At 71.0% G+C, this 17,745-nt stretch carries 18 protein-coding genes and 2 pseudogenes; 7 read left to right on the top strand and 13 right to left on the bottom strand.

The genetic code is table 11. The annotated features are described in order from the left end of the window. Positions 1–140 precede the first annotated feature (140 nt). The 6 genes and pseudogenes from IH68_RS53260 to IH68_RS0120660 all read right to left on the bottom strand — a co-directional run. Positions 141–389 (bottom strand): annotated as a pseudogene (locus tag IH68_RS53260) (GNAT family N-acetyltransferase); the annotation flags it as partial. 324 nt (positions 390–713) lie between these two features. Then, a complete protein-coding gene (locus IH68_RS0120640; protein ID WP_030937322.1) occupies positions 714–1,460 on the bottom strand; it encodes a GntR family transcriptional regulator in 747 nt (248 codons plus the stop codon). Further along, on the bottom strand, positions 1,453–2,619 hold the full coding sequence (locus tag IH68_RS0120645; RefSeq protein ID WP_030937323.1) for an acyl-CoA dehydrogenase family protein: 1,167 nt from the start codon (positions 2,617–2,619) through the stop codon (positions 1,453–1,455). Before IH68_RS0120645 ends, IH68_RS0120640 begins: the two co-directional genes overlap by 8 nt. Positions 2,620–2,645: 26 nt before the next feature. Further along, positions 2,646–3,836: a CaiB/BaiF CoA transferase family protein gene (locus IH68_RS0120650; protein WP_030937325.1), complete on the bottom strand. Its 1,191-nt coding sequence runs from the start codon at positions 3,834–3,836 to the stop codon at positions 2,646–2,648. Between the two features lie 267 nt (positions 3,837–4,103). Then, complete coding sequence (locus IH68_RS0120655; RefSeq protein ID WP_234341447.1) at positions 4,104–4,367, bottom strand: hypothetical protein; 264 nt, start codon at positions 4,365–4,367, stop codon at positions 4,104–4,106. 156 nt (positions 4,368–4,523) lie between these two features. Further along, positions 4,524–5,771, bottom strand: a complete 1,248-nt coding sequence (locus IH68_RS0120660; RefSeq protein ID WP_030937328.1) for an MFS transporter — start codon at positions 5,769–5,771, stop codon at positions 4,524–4,526. Between the two features lie 143 nt (positions 5,772–5,914). Between IH68_RS0120660 and IH68_RS0120665 the strand changes: the two genes are divergently transcribed. Beyond that, positions 5,915–6,835: a LysR family transcriptional regulator gene (locus IH68_RS0120665; protein WP_030937331.1), complete on the top strand. Its 921-nt coding sequence runs from the start codon at positions 5,915–5,917 to the stop codon at positions 6,833–6,835. Between the two features lie 62 nt (positions 6,836–6,897). On the opposite strand, the gene IH68_RS0120670 is transcribed toward IH68_RS0120665, so the two are convergent. From IH68_RS0120670 to IH68_RS0120680, 3 genes are all read right to left on the bottom strand, one after another. After that, complete coding sequence (locus tag IH68_RS0120670; protein WP_030937333.1) at positions 6,898–7,725, bottom strand: aldo/keto reductase; 828 nt, start codon at positions 7,723–7,725, stop codon at positions 6,898–6,900. 29 nt (positions 7,726–7,754) lie between these two features. Further along, the gene (locus IH68_RS0120675; RefSeq protein WP_030937335.1) at positions 7,755–8,966 is read right to left on the bottom strand and encodes an MFS transporter; all 1,212 of its coding nucleotides are present in this window, start codon (positions 8,964–8,966) and stop codon (positions 7,755–7,757) included. A gap of 171 nt (positions 8,967–9,137) precedes the next feature. Further along, positions 9,138–9,596: a MarR family winged helix-turn-helix transcriptional regulator gene (locus IH68_RS0120680; protein ID WP_030937337.1), complete on the bottom strand. Its 459-nt coding sequence runs from the start codon at positions 9,594–9,596 to the stop codon at positions 9,138–9,140. A gap of 135 nt (positions 9,597–9,731) precedes the next feature. Between IH68_RS0120680 and IH68_RS0120685 the strand changes: the two genes are divergently transcribed. Continuing rightward, positions 9,732–10,265: a 2'-5' RNA ligase family protein gene (locus tag IH68_RS0120685; protein WP_030937339.1), complete on the top strand. Its 534-nt coding sequence runs from the start codon at positions 9,732–9,734 to the stop codon at positions 10,263–10,265. Between the two features lie 126 nt (positions 10,266–10,391). Next, the gene (locus IH68_RS0120690; RefSeq protein WP_030937341.1) at positions 10,392–10,745 is read left to right on the top strand and encodes a hypothetical protein; all 354 of its coding nucleotides are present in this window, start codon (positions 10,392–10,394) and stop codon (positions 10,743–10,745) included. 18 nt (positions 10,746–10,763) lie between these two features. On the opposite strand, the gene IH68_RS0120695 is transcribed toward IH68_RS0120690, so the two are convergent. Next, positions 10,764–11,786, bottom strand: a complete 1,023-nt coding sequence (locus tag IH68_RS0120695; protein ID WP_030937343.1) for a helix-turn-helix domain-containing protein — start codon at positions 11,784–11,786, stop codon at positions 10,764–10,766. Between the two features lie 196 nt (positions 11,787–11,982). On the opposite strand from IH68_RS0120695, the gene IH68_RS0120700 reads away from it, so the two are divergent. Beyond that, a complete protein-coding gene (locus tag IH68_RS0120700) occupies positions 11,983–12,186 on the top strand; it encodes a hypothetical protein (protein ID WP_159403704.1) in 204 nt (67 codons plus the stop codon). A 348-nt stretch (positions 12,187–12,534) separates the two neighbouring features. Here IH68_RS0120700 and IH68_RS0120705 read toward each other — a convergent pair whose 3' ends face one another. Then, positions 12,535–13,509 (bottom strand): alpha/beta hydrolase, encoded by a 975-nt coding sequence (locus IH68_RS0120705; RefSeq protein ID WP_030937348.1) that lies wholly within the window; start codon positions 13,507–13,509, stop codon positions 12,535–12,537. Positions 13,510–13,724: 215 nt separating this feature from the next. On the opposite strand from IH68_RS0120705, the gene IH68_RS0120710 reads away from it, so the two are divergent. Together IH68_RS0120710 and IH68_RS49955 are read left to right on the top strand one after the other, a co-directional pair. Beyond that, positions 13,725–14,729, top strand: coding sequence for a TerC family protein (locus IH68_RS0120710; RefSeq protein ID WP_030937350.1), 1,005 nt, complete (start codon positions 13,725–13,727; stop codon positions 14,727–14,729). A 128-nt stretch (positions 14,730–14,857) separates the two neighbouring features. Next, positions 14,858–15,778: pseudogene (locus IH68_RS49955) on the top strand (LLM class F420-dependent oxidoreductase). Here the strand turns inward: IH68_RS49955 and IH68_RS0120720 are convergent. Next, on the bottom strand, positions 15,754–15,972 hold the full coding sequence (locus IH68_RS0120720; protein WP_030937352.1) for a hypothetical protein: 219 nt from the start codon (positions 15,970–15,972) through the stop codon (positions 15,754–15,756). The pseudogene IH68_RS49955 and the gene IH68_RS0120720 overlap by 25 nt on opposite strands. 114 nt (positions 15,973–16,086) lie before the next feature. Between IH68_RS0120720 and IH68_RS0120725 the strand changes: the two genes are divergently transcribed. Then, on the top strand, positions 16,087–17,019 hold the full coding sequence (locus IH68_RS0120725) for a LysR family transcriptional regulator (RefSeq protein WP_030937354.1): 933 nt from the start codon (positions 16,087–16,089) through the stop codon (positions 17,017–17,019). Between the two features lie 79 nt (positions 17,020–17,098). Here the strand turns inward: IH68_RS0120725 and IH68_RS0120730 are convergent, their stop codons facing one another. Beyond that, positions 17,099–17,662, bottom strand: a complete 564-nt coding sequence (locus tag IH68_RS0120730) for an NAD(P)H-dependent oxidoreductase (RefSeq protein ID WP_030937357.1) — start codon at positions 17,660–17,662, stop codon at positions 17,099–17,101. Positions 17,663–17,745: the final 83 nt, after the last annotated feature.

Consider the following 17,745-nt stretch of genomic DNA (forward strand, 5'->3'; position numbering starts at 1 on the left):
CGATCAATGGCCGCGGCCTCGCCCGTGTGCGGCGAAGGTGGGCCTGCGCTTCAGCGTCCTGGCGGTCGCGCGAGCGAGTGGGGCGACCAGGTTGGCGTGACGGTCAGCGGAGGTGGTGAAGCCCTGCGCTCACGCGCTCGAAGAGGGAGCGCGGCCAGAGCGCGGGCGGGATGACCGGGGCCGAGAAAGACGACGATGCCCGTGCCCTCGGGTGAGGGGTGCGTGGCCTGTGTCCAGCCCCGCCGGCGGTAGAAGGCGACGGCGCGCGGCGAGCGGACGGACGTGAGCAGCCAGGAGCGGCGTTCGGGGGCGTCCTCGGTGACCGCTTCGAGCAGTTCGGCGGCCAGGCCGGTGCCGTGGGCGGCCGGACGGACGGCGAGTTCGTCGATTCGCGGGCGCCGCCATCAGTGCTGCCCGTCTTCCGCCGGTCGACCGGCGACGGACCGGTGTCGGCTCCCCTTTTTTTGCACGGCCGTGGGAGCCGCCCACGCACAACATGGGACCAGTCGCGTTTGCCGGCCGCGTTGAGTTCGGCGAGCAGTCTGCTCAGAAGGCGGGACATCAACTGCCGCGTGCCGTCCGGTCACAGCATCCGACGCAACTGGCTGGTGGTGGCGATGCGGTGCTGGGCGAGCCCGGCCAGCACCTGGGGAGGCCGAAGCCCATCTCGGATCGGGAGGGCGGCGAGAGCTGTCAGTAGGTGTCTGTGGACATCACTGACCGCTGCGCCGCAGCCGCACGCGGTACGAGTAGTGCTCGGGCAGGAAGTGGCTGATGGCCAGTTCGACGAGCTGACCGGCGACCGTCTGGTAGACGCGGTCGATCCGCAGCAGGGCGCGGCCCGGCTCGCAGCCCAGGTGTTCGGCGATCTCCGGGGTGGCTTCGGCGACGGTGATGCTCTGCTCGGCCACCGCGATCGGTTCGGGCAGCCGCTTGTCGAGCAGGCCGATGACGGTGAAGGCGTTCGGCCTGCCCGGCAGCGTCAACTCATCGACGGACTCCAGCAGTTGGCCGACGGGGGGCGGCAGCCAGACCGACGTGTGGCAGAACGCGGCGTCCTCGTGCAGCCGTAGAAAGGCCAGCTTGTGCACCCGGTCCGTGTTCAGGCCCAGTCGTCCGGCCGCGTCGACGTCGACCCGTCGGTGCAGAGGTGTGACGACGTCCATACGGGTGTCGAGGGACAGCCCCATCAGGTCGTCCACCGAGCCGAACTGCCGCAGGTACTGCTCCTCGCGAGGCGTGGCGAACGTCCCGCGCCCCGGCACCCGGTAGACCAGTCCCTCGGCCACGAGGTCCTGGAACGCGCGGCGCACGGTCTGCCGACTCACCCCGTAGGTCTCGGCCAGCTCCGCCTCGGTGGGCAGCCGGACCCCGTCGGGGTAGTCGTGCCGCAGGATCGCCGCCCGCAGCTCTCTCCCGAGCCGCGAGTACGTGCTCTCCCGCTGCGATTGCTCAGCCATCGAGACCGCCCCTTGCCACCAACTGCGCGGCGATCACGTTCCGTTGGATCTCGTTCGTGCCCTCGCCGACGATCATCAGGGGCGCGTCGCGGAAGTACCGCTCCACGTCGAACTCCGTGGAGTAGCCGTAACCGCCGTGGATCCGCACGGCGTTGAGCGCGATCTCCATCGCCGTCTCCGACGCGAACAGCTTCGCCATGCCCGCCTCCATGTCGACCCGGCGCCCGGCGTCGGCCTCCCGGGCCGCGTGCAGCGTCAGTTGGCGGGCGGCCATGAGCTTGGTCGCCATGTCGGCGAGGTAGTTGCCGATGGACTGGTGGCGCCAGATCGGCTTGCCGAACGACTCCCGTTCCTGGGCGTAGCGCAGCGAGTCCTCCAGGGCCGCCCGCCCCACGCCGAGGGCCCGGGCGGCGACCTGCAGCCGCCCGGTCTCCAGCCCCTTCATCATCTGGGCGAAGCCGTGGCCCTCCTCGCCGCCCAGCAGCGCGTCGGCCGGTACGCGGTAGTCCTCGAAGGACAACTCGCAGCTCTCGACGCCCTTGTAGCCGAGTTTGGGCAGATCGCGGGAGACGACGAGGCCCGGGCCGTGCTCGGCGAGCAGGACCGAGATGCCCGCATGACGGGGACTGGCGGCCGGGTCGGTCTTGCACAGCAGCGCGATCAGGCCGGCGCGGCGGGAGTTGGTGATCCAGGTCTTCGCCCCGTTGACGACGTACTCTCCGCCCTCGCGGCGCGCGATGGTGGTCATCGCCTGCAGGTCCGAACCGCCGCCAGGCTCGGTGAGCGCCATCGTGGCGCGCACCGCTCCGGTCGCCAGCCTCGGCAGATACTGCTCCTTCTGCCCTTGTGTGCCGTACAGCAGCAGGAGCCTGGAGACGACGGTGTGCCCGCCCATCGCTCCGGCCAGGCTCATCCAGCCGCGTGCGAGTTCCTCGGTGACGAGTACGAAGCACGGTGTGGAGACCGGGTTGCCGCCGTACTCCTCCGGGACTGCCAGGCCGTAGATGCCGAGTTCCTTCATCCGCTCGATGAGGTTCTCGGGATAGGTGTCGGTGTGCTCCAGCTGCTGGACGACGGGCTTGACGTCCTTGTCGACGAACTCCCGCACGGTCCGGACGACGAGGCGTTCGTCGTCGGTGAGGATGTCCAGGACGCTCATGGGGCGCAACTCCACATCGTCGGGGGTCAGATGACGGCGTCGGCGCGCAGCGCCTGGATGTCGTCGGGGGCGAGGCCGAGGCCGGTGAGGATCGCGTCCGTGTGCTCGCCCACCGCCGGCACGGGATCCATGCGCGCGGGGATGCCCGCGAGGTCGGCCGGTGGGAGCAGCGCCTGCACCGTCGCGCCGGGCACGGCCACCTCGCGCCAGCGCTCGCGCGCGGCCAGCACCGGATGGTCCAGGAACGCGGCGACGTCGTTGACCCCGGCGCAGGCGATGCCGATCTCCTCCAGGTCCTTCAGGTTCTCCTCGGCGTCGGAGCGGGCGCAGCGCTCGGCGACGATCGCGTTGAGCACGTCGCGGTGCGCGACGCGGTCGGAGCCCGTCGCGAAACGCGGATCGTTCGTCAACGCCGGCTCTCCGAGGAAGTCCGCGCACAGGGCGGCCCACTCGCGCTCGTTCTGGATGGAGAACAGCACCTGCTTGCCGTCGGCCGTCGTGAAGGCGCCGTACGGTGCGATGGTGGCGTGCTGGGTGCCGAGCCGGGCGGGCTGACTGCCGCCGTATCGCGTGTAGTTCGCGGGCTGGCCCATCCACTCCGCCAGCGCCTCGAACAGGGACACCTCCACCGGGTGCGTCCGTCCTGTGGTGGCCCTTGTGTACAGGGCGGTCAGGACGCCCGTGTAGGCGTACATCCCGGCGGCGATGTCGGCGACGGAGATTCCGACGCGCGCCGTCTCGTCGGCGGTTCCGGTGAGTGAGACCAGGCCGGTCTGGCACTGCACCAGCAGATCGTACGACTTGCGGTCGGCCCACGGCCCGCTCGTGCCGTAGCCGGAGATCGTGCACGGGATCAGCCGCGGGTAGCGGGCGGCGAGCGCATCGACGCCGAGGCCCAGACGGTCGATGGCGCCGGGCGCGAGATTCTGTACGAACACGTCGGCGCCGTCGAGGAGTTGGTGCAGGATCTCCATGCCCCGTGGATCCTTCAGATCCAGCGTGAGGGACTCCTTGGAGCGGTTGAGCCAGACGAAATAACTGGAGTGGCCGTGCACCGTCGTGTCGTAACGGCGCGCGAAGTCCCCCTCGCCCGGCCGCTCCACCTTGATGACCCGGGCGCCGAGATCGGCGAGCTGCCGGGTGGCGTAGGGAGCGGCCACGGCCTGCTCCAGGCTGACCACCGTGATGCCGGACAGGGGAAGCTGGTGCACCGTCATGCCTCCTGGTCCTCGTAAGGGATGTAGCGGTCAACGGTCTCCCAGGGATTCGGTACCTGTCCCTGCTCAGATTTGTACGGCCAAATCCGTGACCCTGTCAATGCTGTCTCCAGTGCCATGACCTGTGTCTTAGTGCACTGTCCTGATGCGCCGGAGCAGACATCGGGGCCGTGGTCAGACTTTGTACGCAACAATGTGCCCGGCCGCGAGCCGCCGCGACGAAGCCCACGCCGGGCGGGCGCGGCCTTCGTCCGAGGGAAGCTTTCTTCAGTTCTCCCGGCTGGGATCGCACAGCACCATGACCGCGCGGGCGACGAGTTCGCCCGCGCCGCCGAGTTCCCTCCGGTAGCGGTCCGTTATGCCTCGTACCGTCTCCGCGAAGGCCGGATCGCCTGCACGGGCGCGGGCCGGAGCCGGGAGTGCCTGGGCCATCGCGCGGCGTCGTGCGAGGAGCGTGATGATCTCGTCGTCGAGACGCTCGATCTGGTCGAGTGACAGGTCCGCCGTAAGACCGGCCGCGTGGTTCGTCATCAGAAGGGATCTCCGTTCGCCGGCGGGAGCCGGATCGCGGCCCCCGTCCGTCCTCATCGCCATTGGTCCTTCATCACTTTGCCCGCGGCGATGAGCGGCAACTCCTGGCGGAACCCCACGGATCGGGGGCCCGTGAACCCGTGTCCCTCTTGTGGCTCAGGCGGCTTCGTCGATGCTCGGCTGCGCCATCTCTGCGGGGCCCGCGACTCGACGGGGCAGCAGCAGCGGCGTGGCCAGGACGAGGACACCGGCGACGGCGATCGCCGCGCGGGGGCCGGTCAGGCCGGCCAGCAGGCCCCACAGGGCGGTCATCCCGGCGGTCGTCGCCTTGGTGGTGACCGACCAGGCGGAGAGCGTGCGCGCCACCCGGCCCGTGTCCGTCTGCCGCAGTCGAATGGTGGAGTACACCGGGTTGAAGACGGCACAGGACACGATCACCCCCAGCTCTACGACCATGACGAGCACCAGCCCCGCCGTGCCGGGCCCGACGAAGGCGAGGCCGATCGGCCAACACGCGCGCAGTGTCCCCGAGACGAGCAGCACCCGGCGCTCTCCGAACCGCGGCACGAGCCGGCGGGTCAGCCGCGAGCCGATCAGGCCGCCGATGCTGGGTACGGAGAAGGCCAGGCCGTACTGCCAGGCGGAGAAGCCGAGATCGCCGACCATCAGCACGGCGAGCAGCGGAAGCGACACCATGATCAGGGCGTTGTACAGCACCGTGTTGAAGAACATCGGCCGCAGCGTGGGATGGGCCAGGATGTAGCGCCATCCTTCGAGCAGGCTGCCGGCCGGTGCCGGCCCCGGCCCCGGCCCTACGGGACGCGTCTCGGTCCCGCCGATCGCGCGGATCCCGGCGGCCGACAGCAGGAAGCTCACCGCATTGGCCACCACGGTCATCACCGGCCCGAACACGCCCATTGCGGCCCCGCCCAGGGGCGGCCCCAGGATGGTCGCGGTCCACTGGGTCGCCTCGAACCGTGCGTTCGCGGCGAGCAGGTCCTCCGGCGGCAGCAGCGACTTGACGAAGGCCCCGCTTGCCGCGGTGAAGCTGATGTCGGCCGCGCCGACGACGATCGACACAACCAATAGTTGTACGAAGGTGAGCGCGCCGAGCGCAAACGCGACCGGAATGGTCAGCAACACCCCACAGCGGACCAGATCCATGGACATCATCACGGGCCGCTTGCGACGGAACTCCATCCATGGCCCGAGCGGCGTCGCCACCGCCGCCCCCACCGCGAGCCCGGCCGCCGACAGCACCGCCACCTCGGTCGCCCCGGCATGCAGCACCATCACCGCGATCAGCGAGAACGAGTCAAAGGCGAGCCATGTTCCGACCGCGCTGACGGCGTACGCCCCCCACAGCCATCCGAACTGTCGCCCCAGCGCCTGCCCGCCCCGCATGCCGGCCTCCCCGTCCTGCCCGAATCTCGACCGGCGACATCAAAGCCGGTCACCCGGCGCGGGGGCAAACAACCGACGCGCCGGTCGTCCGACAACCGGAAGTTGTAGGGCGACTGACCATCGGACGTTGTAGAAAGGGGCCCGTGGACATCGACGCAGTGCGCACTTTCGTGGCCGTCGCGGATGCCGGGCAGTTCCGGGAGGCCGCCCTGGTCCTGGACGTCACCCAGCAGGCCGTGTCCAAGCGGGTCGCCGCGCTGGAGAAGGACCTCGGCGCGCGGCTGTTCACCCGCACTGCGCGTGGCGCCCAGCTCACCGTCGACGGCCAGGTCTTCCTGCCCCACGCCCGCGAACTCCTGCAGGCCGAGGAGCGAGCCGCAGCCTCCGTACGGCCCGGCCGCCGTGCCCTGCGCGTCGACGTGATCGGCCGCCGGCTCGCCCCGGCCGACCTGATACGGGACTTCCACCGCGCGCACCCCGACTCGGCCCTGGACGTCGTGACGCTATTCGACGCCGACGCGGCGATCTCCGCGGTGCGCTCCGGCACCATCGACGCGTCCTTCCGCGCCCTCACCCTCCCCGCGCGGCAGCTGCCCGAGGGCATCGAGGCGGCCCGAGTCCACGACGAGCCCCTCGAGCTCCTCACCGGCCCCCGGCACGCGCTCGCCTCGGCCCGCGCGGTCACCCCGGCCCAGCTGGCCGGGCACCGGATCTGGATGCCCGGCAACGTCGCCGGCACAGAGTGGGCCGCCTTCTACGACGACCTGGCTGCCGCCTTCGGCTTCACGATCGAGGTCACCGGCCCCGACTTCGGCACCGAACCGCTCCTCGACACCATCGCCGACTCCTCGCTGCTCGCGACCTTCGTCGGCGTACAGACCCGCATGGTCTGGCCGGCCGACCACGACCTGCGCCGCATCCCCGTGCGCGACCCCACGCCCGTCTACCCGCACTCGCTGATCTGGCGCGGCGACAACCCGCATCCGGCGCTGGCGTCGCTCCGTGCCCACCTCGGCACCGCCCGGCGGGACGCGGACACCTGGACCCCGAAATGGGCCCAGTAACAGCCTCGAATCGGCAGTGGCAGCCGCAGCCGCCCGCGCCCCGAACCGGCAGCGTCCGGCCTTCAGTTGAAGGTGTCCGGGTCGGGGCCGGTGCGCAGCCCCCGGTCCAGGGCGGCGATCGCGGTCATCTCCTCGTCGCCGAGGGCGAAGTCGAAGACGTCGATGTTCTCGCGGATGCGGGCGGGGGTGACGGACTTGGGGATCACGACGTTCCCGAGCTGAAGGTGCCAGCGCAGCACCACCTGCGCCGGTGACTTGCCGTGCCGCTCGGCAATCTCCGTCAGCGCGCGCTCGCCCAGCACCGCGCCCTGCGCCAGCGGACTCCAGGCCTCCGTGGCGATGCCCAAGTCGGCGTGCCGGGCGCGCAGTTCACGCTGCTGGAGTCCGGGGTGCAGTTCGATCTGGTTGACGGCCGGCACCAGCGCGCTGCCCTCCAGCAGCCGGCGCAGATGGCCGGGCTGGAAGTTGGAGACACCGGCCGCGCGGATCCGCCCGTCGGCCGCAAGCTTCTCGATGGCCTGCCAGGACTCCCGGTACAGGTCGCGGGCCGGAGTGGGCCAGTGGATGAGGTACAGGTCTACGTAGTCCAGGCCCAGCTTGTCCAGGCTCGCTTCGAATGCGCGGAGTGTGGCGTCGTACCCCTGGTCGGCGTTCCACAGCTTGGTGGTGACGAACAGTTCCCGGCGGTTGATGCCGGAAGAGGCGAGGGCGGCGCCGACGCCGGTCTCGTTGCCGTAGACGGCGGCCGTGTCGATGCTGCGGTATCCGGCCTCCAGTGCGGCGCTCACCGCAGCGGCGGTCTCGGCGTCGGGGACCTGGAAGACGCCGAAGCCGAGCTGGGGGATCTCGACGCCGGTGTTGAGGGTGACGGTGGGGACGGAAGGGGTCATGTGCGTTGCGTTCCTTGCGAGTTGGTGGTTCAGTGCCGCGCGGCGGCCGGGATGTGCTCGGCCGGCGCGGACGCGGCCACGACACGGCCGGCCGGGCGGGTGCGGCGGTCGAGGAAGGCCGCCAGGAGGGAGAGGAGCAGCGCGCTGCCGGCCAGCAGGGCGCCGACCCAACTCGGGGCCGTGTAGCCGAGCCCGGCCGAGATGACGAGACCGCCGAGCCAGGCGGACAGCGCGTTGCCGAGGTTGAAGGCGCCGATGTTGGCGGCGGAGGCCAGCGTCGGGGCGGCCGAGGCCTGGTCGAGCACCCACTTCTGCAGCGGGGGCACGGTGGCGAAGCCCAGCGCACCGATCAGCGTCAGGGTGAGCGCGGCGAGGACCTTGTTGTGGGCGGTCGCCGTGAACAGCAGCAGCGCCAGGGACAGGGAGCCGAGCGCGGTGAACAGCATGGGCATGAGGGCACGGTCGGCGAACCGGCCGCCGACCAGGTTGCCCAGGAACATCCCGGCCCCGAACAGCACCAGCAGCCAGGTCACCGCACCGGCCGAGTAGCCGGTGACCTCGGTCATCATCGGCGTGATGTAGGTGATCGCGGCGAACACACCGCCGAAGCCGAGGACCGTCATCGCCATCGCGATCCACACCTGCACGTTGCGGAAGGCGGCGAACTCGGTACGGATGGTGCCGGACTCCGGGCGGCCCGGCTCGGGCACCAGCTTCGCCACCCCGACGAGCCCCGCGATGCCGAGCGCGGCGACGGCGGTGAAGGTGACCCGCCACCCGGCCGCCTGGCCGATGTACGTGCCCAGCGGCACACCCACGACGTTGGCGACGGTCAGGCCCGTGAACATCAGGGAGATCGCGGAGGCCTTCTTCTCCGGCGCGACCAGACCGGCCGCGACCACGGAGCCGATGCCGAAGAACGCGCCGTGCGCGAGGGAGGCGATCACCCGGCCGGCGAGCATGACGCCGAAGGTGGGGGCGAACGCGGACAGGGTGTTGCCCACCACGAACAGGCCCATGAGGAACATGAGCATCTTCTTGCGGGAGACCTTGGTGCCCAGGACCGTCAGCAGGGGCGCGCCGAGGACGACGCCCAAGGCGTAGCCGGAGACGAGCCAGCCGGCAGTGGGGATGGAGACATCGAAGTCACCCGCGACCTCGGGCAGTACGCCCATGATCACGAATTCCGTGGTGCCGATCCCGAAGGCCCCGATGGCCAGGGCCAGGAGGGCGAGAGGCATGGGAAGTACCTTCCAGGCGATTGCGTGTAACGCTTACAGGCGTCGACAATAGTTGCAGACGCGCGATAAATGCAAACGCATTGAATGATCAGAGCGGGTAGCAGGTGTCTGCAAGTATCTGGCCAAGCGAAAACCCCCGCGGCGAGGACTCCGGCGGCGGGGGTCTCGGGGTCAGGCAGGGACGCGGAGCGTCTCGACCGCTTCGACCAGCGGCGCGAGCTCCGGGCTCCGGGCGGCCTCGTCCAGGGCCTCGCGCAGGGCCGCCTCGTTGGTCGGGCGGGCCCGCTCCAGGAGTCCGAGGCCGGCCTCGGTGACGTTGGTGTAGATGCCGCGCCGGTCCGTGGGGCACAGGTACCGGGTCAGCAGCCCGCGGTCCTCCAGGCGCGTGACCAGCCGGGTCGTGGCGCTCTGGCTGAGGACGACCGCGTCGGCGACCTGCTTCATCTGCAGGTGCCCGCCCTCCCCGTCGTGCTGCCGGCTCAACACGTCCAGCAGGGAGTACTCGCGCACGCTCAGATCGTGCCCGGCCTGCAGGGCACGCTCGATGTGGGCCTCGATCCTGCCGTGCAGCAGCGACAGGGCGGACCAGCTCGAGGCGAGCGCGGTGAGCGCCGGATCCGTCGCGGTCATGGGTCTGGGTCCTCCGTCCCGAAGTGCCTGCGATCCAGGATAGGGCATCTGTGAAATTGTCCGCGAGAGCCGATATGACGCGCATGCAAGGGTGTCGGGTCGCGGTCGCGGGCATCCGCCTGGTACACCCTTGCCATGGCAGACGAGGAATCCGGTCGTTTCGTAGCAGGGCAGACGGCGCTCGTCGTACCCGTACCCGAGGCGGAAGCGGTGGTCCGGCCCTGGCGGGACCGCTTCGACCCAGCCGCCCCAGCCGGTGTCCCGGCCCACGTCACCGTGGTCTTCCCCTTCCTGCCCGCCTCCCTCGTCGACGCCGCGACCTGCGCCGCCCTGGACGAGATCTTCGGGCGCCACCGCTCCTTCGAGGTGCGGTTCGAAGAATCCGGACGGTTTCCCGGGGTGCTCTACCTCGCGCCCACCCCCGAAGCTCCGTTCCGCCGGCTCACCGAGGCGGTCGTCGAGCGCTGGCCGGAAGCCCCGCCGTACGGCGGGAAGTACGAGCCTCATCCGCATTTGACGGTCGCCCAGGGCCAGGACGACGCCGTGCTGGACGAGATCGAGGCCGGCCTGCGCCCCGCCCTCCCCTTCACGGCTCGCGTGCCCACGGTCGACCTCGTGGCCTACGACGGCACCGACTGGCTGCACCGGGCGTCGTTCGCCCTCCGGTAGCCGCCCGGAACGGAAGCACCCGATCGTCGATCGAAACCCCTTGGCCGCGGCGCCGGCCCCGCCTGTACCGTCCGGGCTCCCGACCGGCACGCACCGGCGGCCGATCCCTCGTGGAAAGCGAACGCCATGACCAGCCCGCGACCGACGACAACCCTGTGGCGCCCCACCGGCCCCAAGGAGCTGGACCTGGTCCGTGAGCTGGAGTGGCGCGCGTGGCCGCCCCGCCTGCCCGAGCAGCCGATCTTCTACCCGGTGGTCAACGAGAACTACGCCATCAAGATCGCGCGGGACTGGAACGTCAAGCACGACGGCGCCGGCTTCGTCACCCGCTTCGAGGTCGACACGGAGTTCCTGAGCCGGTACCCCGTGCAGCAGGCCGGCGGCGAGACCATCCTCGAGCTGTGGGTTCCGGCCGAGGAGCTCGACGAGTTCAGCGCCCACATCGTCGGCGAGATCCACGTGGTCCACGAGTTCCGCTGAACCCCGCGCGTCGGGGGCCTACGGCCGCGCCAAGTTCCGCATTGTGAGCGCCAGTTGCAGCCTGAGCCGGCCCTGCGGCGTGCGCAGCGGCCAGCCGAGCAGGTGCTCGGCCTGGGTCAGGCGGTCCTGGAGCGTGGAGTGGTGCACGCTGATCTCGGCGGCCGCCGCCCGCTGGCTCGCCGTGGCGGCCACGGCCTGCAGCGTGGCCAGCAGCCCGGGCAGAGCGCCCGCCGCCGCTTCCAGCGCCCGCACGTCGGGCGGTGGCTCGGCGCCCGGCACGACGAGATCCGCGAGCAGCGCGATGCCGCCCAGCTCGTCGGCGTACACCACACGCGGGCCGGGATCCCGTGCCGTGCCGTCGGCCGTGAACCGCAGGGCGGTGCGGGCAGCCACCCACGAGCCCGGCAGGTCGAGCACGGGGACGGCGGGCCCCACGCCGAGGCGACCGGCGGGCAGCTCGGGGTCGCTCGGGCGGACGCCCGCGCGGGCCGCCAGGATGCGGGGCGGGCCGTCGCCGGGGGCAAGGGCGCGGATCCGTACGGCAGGGTCGGCGGGGTCGATGCCGATTCGGCGGGCCGCGTGCAGCCGGGCCGGCTCGGGCACCGTGGCATCCAGGAGGGTCTCGATCAGTGCCGGGTCGTCGGCGGGGGAGGCCGGGGCGCGGCCCCGGGTGCGGTCCAGTACCAGCCGTATCGCACCGGCGGCACGCTCCAGGATCACCGCGTCGACGACGCTCGGTCCGGTACCCGCCCGCTCCAGCCACAGGGCCGGTGCCCCGCCTGGCTCCAGCGCCGTGCACGGCCAGTCCGGCTCCGGCGGCGCTTCGCTGTCCTTGCGGGTGCCGTCGGGCTCGACCCGCACCCGCACGCGCCGCCCGGCGTCGACGAGCCGCGCCGGACATCCGGCCAGCACGGCCGCCCCGCGCACCAGCGCCTCCAGACCGGCCCTGGTCTCGGCCAGTCGGTCGAAGTAGGCGATGACCCGCACGGCGGCACCGGCGTCGGGATCCAGCGCGGTCAGGCGCCCGGCCAGCTCTTTCATGTTGGCCATCATGCGCCATGGCGCACTCGGTGAGGAGCGCCTGCGAAGGTCCGGCCGTTCCATTTGAGCGGTGCGGCCGGGCTCCGCCGACGATCCGTGCCGGGGCGCCTGCTGCAGGAGACGCACTCGCCCGTGGTGAACTCGCCGCGCGCCGGAGCGGCTGGGCAGCGCTCCGCGCACCTGCCAAGAGGTGTTCATGGCACCGCCGTGGCAGCGCATCGAGACCGCCGTGGCGGCCGACGGGGTCAGGGCGTTGCCGGACACGTTCCGCCCGACGAGCAGCCGGCAGGCCCGCCATGGAGGTCGACTGTCCGTAGACCGAGACCTGGTCCTCAAGGGCCGCGGTCCGCTGCTGGTGCTCTCGTACTTTCTGCCGGCCCCGGCCCGTCCCGTTGGTTGACGAGACCTCCTGCCGGTCCCGGCCCATCCGGTCGACAAGACCGTCGTCCCCGACGCGTCCGTCGCTTCACCCCAACGCGCCCGGTCCCTCGGACCCACCCGCGCGGCCCTGCTCTACGTGACCGCCACGCGAGGCTTCGCCTCCGCCGCCGCACCGGCCGGCCCGGTCGTCGTGTCCGTGCCCTCCGCGAGCCGGCCACTCGGCGTGCTGCGCGAGTCCGGCCTCGTCACCGGGCCGCCGCGACGGCAAGTACGTCCTGCACAGCGTGACCCCGCTGGGCCCGCGACCGCTCGGAAACCTCGCCGGAGCGGCGGTCGAGGCACCCTTCTGACCGCCGCCCGCACCCCGTTACTGCGCCAGCAGTCGGCGCAGCCAGTCCAGATGCGCCGACCGGGCCGCCTGGGACAGCGTCGCCTGCGGGGCGAAGCCGTCGAAGCCGTGGAAGCCGCCCGGCCACACGTGCAGCTCGGCCACCCCGCCGGCCTGCCAGATCCGGGAGGCGTAGGCCACGGTCTCGTCGCGGAAGGTCTCCGCGGAACCGACGTCCAGGAAGGCCGGAGGCAGACCGGTCAGGTCCTCGGCGCGGGCGGGCGCGGCGTACGGCGGCACGTCCGGGCCGCCGCGCTCCTCGCCCAACAGCGCCGTCCAGCCGGTGTCGTTGGCCGTGCGGTCCCAGACGCCGAGGCCCGCCATCTGGTACGTGGACGGGGTGTCGTTGCGGTCGTCCAGCATCGGGCACATCAGCACCTGCCCGAGCGGCCGCGGGCCCTTGCGGTCCCGGGTCAGCAGGGCAAGCGCCGCACTCAGCCCGCCGCCCGCACTGGCACCCGCGATCACGATCCGCTCCGGGTCGGCGCCGAGCTCCCCGGCGTGCTCCGCCGTCCACAGCAGACCGGCGTACACGTCCTCGATCTGCGCCGGATAGGGATTCTCGGGCGCCAGCCGGTACTCCACCGACACCACGACCGCGTCCAGCTGCTGCGCCCACGCCAGGGGTACGTCCACACCGACCCGGTTGTTGCCGATGATCAGCCCGCCGCCGTGGACGTGGTAGACGACGGGCCGCGGACCGGCGGCCGCCGGGGCGGCGGGGCGGCAGATCAGCAGGGAGATGTCGGGCGCGTTCTCGGGGCCGGGCACGGTGCGGTCCTCGACCTCGAAGAACCCGCCGGCGGTCAGGTCGAGCTGGGCGAGCATCTCGATGCCCGGCCCCTGGCGCACCAGGTCGATGTCGTCGAGGGTGAGACCGGGTTGCACCACGTCCTTGATCAGCTCGAGTGCTGCGGCAAGTTCGGGATCGAACGGGGGCGGGACCAGGGTCATGATTCTCTCCTCACGCACGGCGCGGCGGCTCTGGCCGACATGATTCACGCACCGGCCGCCGTGCGGACCGCCGCCGTCCGGCGGAACCTCCCCGCCGAACGGCGGGTGCCCGACCGATACCTGCTCATGACCTTTTGTTCACCTGTGAGGGGTGGAAAGGGCCCTGATCGCCGACAACGCTGTCATATCCCCCACCTGCACCAGGAGCACCATCCGTGAACGTATCCCTCACCGTCTGGCTGCTGACCGTCGCCGCCCTGTGCGCGCTCGTGGCCGTCGACTTCTTCGTCGGGCGCAAGCCGCACGATGTGTCCGTCAAGGAAGCAGGGACCTGGACGGTCGTGTGGGTAGTGCTGGCCTGTCTCTTCGGTCTGGGCGTGTATTTCTACGGCGGTGGCGGGCCCACCGGCGAGTTCTTCGCCGGATACATCACCGAGAAGTCGCTGAGCGTGGACAACCTCTTCGTCTTCGTCCTGATCATGGGGAAGTTCGCGGTGCCCTCCCAGTACCAGCAGCGGGTGCTGATGGTCGGCGTCCTGGTGGCCCTGGTGCTGCGCGCGGGCTTCATCGCCGCCGGAGCGGCGATCATCTCCGCCTTCTCCTGGGTGTTCTACCTCTTCGGCGCCTTCCTGATCTGGACCGCCTGGAAGCTGATCCAGGACGCGCGCAAGGAGGAGCACGAGGAGGAGTACCAGGAGAACAAGCTGCTCAAGATGGTGGAGAAGCGTTTCGGCGTGGCCGACCGCTACCACGGCACCAAGCTGTGGATCGAGCAGAACGGCAAGCGGGTCATGACGCCGATGCTGGTCGTGATGCTGGCGATCGGCTCCACCGACGTCCTGTTCGCCCTGGACTCCATCCCCGCCATCTACGGCCTGACCCAGGACCCCTACATCGTCTTCACCGCCAACGCCTTCGCACTGATGGGCCTGAGGCAGCTGTACTTCCTGATCGGCGGACTGCTGAAGAAGCTGGTCCACCTCAGCTACGGCCTGTCGATCATCCTCGGCTTCATCGGCGTCAAGTTGGTGCTGCACGCGCTGCACGAGTCCGGCGTGCACGTCCCGGAGATCAGCATCCCCTTCTCGCTCGGCTTCATCGTGCTCGTCCTGGCGGTCACGACGATCACCAGCCTGCGGGCTTCGAAGAAGCAGGAGAAGCAGGAGAGGCAGGCGGCGCAGGAGCGTGAGGATGCGGCCGATGCGGGCCGCGCCCTCTGAGAAGGCCGGGCGAAGGCCGCCGCGGTGAGCCCCGCTCCTGAGGTGGCGCGGGGCTCACTTGACTTCGAGAGCGCTCGAAGTTCTGGCGTCGCCAGGGACGGCAAAGGTCCGGGCGGACGGAGACGGTCATGTGGGTGGGCGTACACATCAACCGGTTCAACCACAGTGGCCAAGGCGCCGCCCTCGGCGCTGAACTCGCCGCGACGGGCACCGCCGCTGAGGCGGCGGGGATCAGCCGGCTGTCGGTCATGGACCACTACTTCCAGATGGAGTGCAACGGCGGGGCCGAGGACCCCATGCTGGAGGCCTACACGACCCTCGGCTATCTCGCCGGCCACACCTCCACGGTGCAGCTGGGTGCTCCCCCACTGCCTTAAGGGCGTGGGAGGTACCCCCAGGTGACCGGCGTGACCTACCGGCACCCCGGCCTGCTCGCCAAGATCGCCACCACGCTGGACGTCCTGTCCGGCGGCCGCGCCACCCTCGGCATCGGCGCGGCCTGGTACGACCGCGAGCACGAGGGCCTCGGCGTACCGTTCCCGCCAGTCGCCGAGCGCTTCGAACGGCTGGAGGAGACCCTGCGGATCTGTCTGCAGATGTGGGACCCGGAGGCGAACGGCTCCTTCGAGGGCAAGCACTACCGGCTGGCCGAGACCCTGTGCGTGCCGGCGCCGGTCAGCAGCCCCCACCCCGAGATCATGATCGGGGGCGGGGGCGGGGGCGAGAAGAGGACCCTGCGTCTGGTCGCCCGGTACGGCGACGCCTGCAACCTGTTCGCGACCTCACTGGAGGAGGTCCGCCACAAGCTCGACGTGCTGCGCGGACACTGCGACGCCGAGGGGCGCGACTACGACCGGATCCGCAAGACGGTCGCCTACATGGGCGAGCCGGCCACAGCAGGAGACCTCGACGCCTTCATGCGGGACATCTCCGGCTACACCAAGCTCGGCCTCGACACCGTCATCCTCGTGCCGCGCCTCGGGGAGCCCGCGGCGTGGATCGAGAGCTTCGCGTCCCCGGCCGTTCAGCGGCTGGCCGGGTTGGACTGAGGCTCCGCGGGACCGCTGCGCGAGACGACGCGCATCCCGCAGCCGTCGACCACCCGGACCTGCAGCGAGCCACAGCCGCAACGCGTCCACACCGTGCGGCCCGCCGCGGTGCTGTGCGTCGAGACCACCTGGAAGGGCTCGGCGCCGTCCGGCCAACCGCAGTGCGGGCAGCCGGTGCCGGTCGTGCTGATCATGGCAACTCCTCGTACGTCCTGACTGGTGGACCGTCGCGACACAGCCAGGGTGCAGCGCAGCGTCCGTACACGTCCAGGTTGACTTTGTGGATCTGACCTTGAAGCCTGGACTTCATGATTGATCTGCGCCGACTGCACGTCCTGCGGGCGGTGGCCCACTACGGCACCGTCACCGCGGCCGCCCGCGCCCTGCACTTCACCACCTCGGCTGCCTCGCAGCAGATCCGCCAGCTCGCCCGCGACCTCGGCGTCGACCTCCTGGAACCGCAGGGCCGCGGGGTGCGGCTCACCCCCGCCGCCGAGAGCCTGCTCGCCCACGCGGACGCGATCCAGGCCCGCTGGGAACAGGCCGAGCTCGACCTGCGCGCCGAACGGGGCGCACCGGCGGGGCCGTTGCGGGTGGGCGGGTATCCGGTGGCGATCTCGGTACTGCTGGCACCGATGGCGGTCCGGCTCCAGGAGCGGCATCCGCGGCTGGCCGTACGCATCCAGGAGGCGGGTGTGCCGGAGAGCTTCGACCTGCTCTTCGAGGGCGAGATCGACCTGGCGATCGTCGAGGCGACCCCGCACAACCCGCCGCTGAGCGACGCCCGCTTCGATCAACGGCCGCTCCTGGACGACCCGTTCGACCTCGTCGTCCCCGCCGGTCACTCGCTGGCCGACAAGGAGCGCGTCGACCTGTCGGACGCGGCGCACGAGGACTGGATCGCGCCCATGCCGGAGAGTCCCTGTCGTGCGCATGTCATGTCTGCCTGCGGGGAGGCCGGGTTCAGCCCCGCGGTGGTCCACCAGGCCGTGGACTGGAACGTCACCGCCCATCTCGTCGCCCATCGGCTCGGCGTCGCGCTCATCCCGCGACTGGCCCAGCTCACCCCGCACCTGCCCATCACCCGGGTGCCGTGCACGGGCAACCCGCACCGCAAGCTGCTCACCTGCACCCGCCGGGGCGCCCGGGAGCGGCCCGCGGTCGCGGCCGCACTCCAGGAACTCGGCGAACTGGCGCCGACGGCCGTGGCCTGGAGAACGGACCCGATTGCACGGACATGACACACGTGCTGACATGCCGAGGGGCCGGAGCGATCAGCTCCGGCCCCTCAAGTCTCTGCTGTCGGCTGTGCCGTCGCCGTCAGGCGGCAGCGGCCTCGTCCGCATGGCCGTGAATGCGGGCGATGACCTCGGTCAGCTGCGCGGCGACCTCGGCGTCGTCGGCCGGGTGGGTCTCGGCGAAGCGGACCACGGAGCCGGGGATGGACAGCTTGACGTCCTCCAGCACCTTGCCGCCGGCGATGCCCACGGCCTTGCGGGTCTCGTCCTGCGCCCACACTCCGCCGAACTGGCCGAAGGCGGTACCGACCACGGCGACCGGCTTGCCGCCGAAGGCGCCGGCGCCGTAGGGGCGGGACAGCCAGTCGATGGCGTTCTTCAGGACGGCAGGGATGGTGCCGTTGTACTCGGGGGAGAAGAACAGGAACGCGTCGGCATCCTGAGCGGCCTCGCGCAGCTTGGCGGCGGCGGCCGGGACGCTGCCCTCGACGTCGATGTCCTCGTTGTAGAAGGGGATCTCGGCCAGGCCCTCGAACAGCACGACATCCGCGCCCTCGGGGGCGAGCTTGACGGCCGCCTCGGCGAGCTGACGGTTGTGCGAACCGGCGCGAAGGCTGCCGACGAGAGCAAGGATGCGAACAGACATGGGTACTCCAGAGGGTGCTGAAACATTGCCGTTACGATCCGGACCGAGGTCCGTTTATTGTTCTAGCACCCTAACCGGACCGC

It is taken from the genome of Streptomyces sp. NRRL S-646, from assembly GCF_000720765.1.
In the GTDB taxonomy this organism is placed as follows: Bacteria; Actinomycetota; Actinomycetes; order Streptomycetales; family Streptomycetaceae; genus Streptomyces.

Bases quoted from the DNA above. Each gene is read 5' to 3' on its own strand.
- IH68_RS0120670 (WP_030937333.1), bottom strand. From the start codon at position 7,725: ATGACCCCTTCCGTCCCCACCGTCACCCTCAACACCGGCGTCGAGATC.
- IH68_RS0120720 (WP_030937352.1), bottom strand. From the start codon at position 15,972: ATGATCAGCACGACCGGCACCGGCTGCCCGCACTGCGGTTGGCCGGAC.
- IH68_RS0120650 (WP_030937325.1), bottom strand. From the start codon at position 3,836: ATGACGGTGCACCAGCTTCCCCTGTCCGGCATCACGGTGGTCAGCCTG.
- IH68_RS0120655 (WP_234341447.1), bottom strand. From the start codon at position 4,367: ATGACGAACCACGCGGCCGGTCTTACGGCGGACCTGTCACTCGACCAG.
- IH68_RS0120675 (WP_030937335.1), bottom strand. From the start codon at position 8,966: ATGCCTCTCGCCCTCCTGGCCCTGGCCATCGGGGCCTTCGGGATCGGC.
- IH68_RS0120680 (WP_030937337.1), bottom strand. From the start codon at position 9,596: ATGACCGCGACGGATCCGGCGCTCACCGCGCTCGCCTCGAGCTGGTCC.
- IH68_RS0120730 (WP_030937357.1), bottom strand. From the start codon at position 17,662: ATGTCTGTTCGCATCCTTGCTCTCGTCGGCAGCCTTCGCGCCGGTTCG.
- IH68_RS0120690 (WP_030937341.1), top strand. From the start codon at position 10,392: ATGACCAGCCCGCGACCGACGACAACCCTGTGGCGCCCCACCGGCCCC.
- IH68_RS0120640 (WP_030937322.1), bottom strand. From the start codon at position 1,460: ATGGCTGAGCAATCGCAGCGGGAGAGCACGTACTCGCGGCTCGGGAGA.
- IH68_RS0120685 (WP_030937339.1), top strand. From the start codon at position 9,732: ATGGCAGACGAGGAATCCGGTCGTTTCGTAGCAGGGCAGACGGCGCTC.
- IH68_RS0120660 (WP_030937328.1), bottom strand. From the start codon at position 5,771: ATGCGGGGCGGGCAGGCGCTGGGGCGACAGTTCGGATGGCTGTGGGGG.
- IH68_RS0120725 (WP_030937354.1), top strand. From the start codon at position 16,087: ATGATTGATCTGCGCCGACTGCACGTCCTGCGGGCGGTGGCCCACTAC.
- IH68_RS0120645 (WP_030937323.1), bottom strand. From the start codon at position 2,619: ATGAGCGTCCTGGACATCCTCACCGACGACGAACGCCTCGTCGTCCGG.
- IH68_RS0120700 (WP_159403704.1), top strand. From the start codon at position 11,983: ATGGCACCGCCGTGGCAGCGCATCGAGACCGCCGTGGCGGCCGACGGG.
- IH68_RS0120705 (WP_030937348.1), bottom strand. From the start codon at position 13,509: ATGACCCTGGTCCCGCCCCCGTTCGATCCCGAACTTGCCGCAGCACTC.
- IH68_RS0120695 (WP_030937343.1), bottom strand. From the start codon at position 11,786: ATGAAAGAGCTGGCCGGGCGCCTGACCGCGCTGGATCCCGACGCCGGT.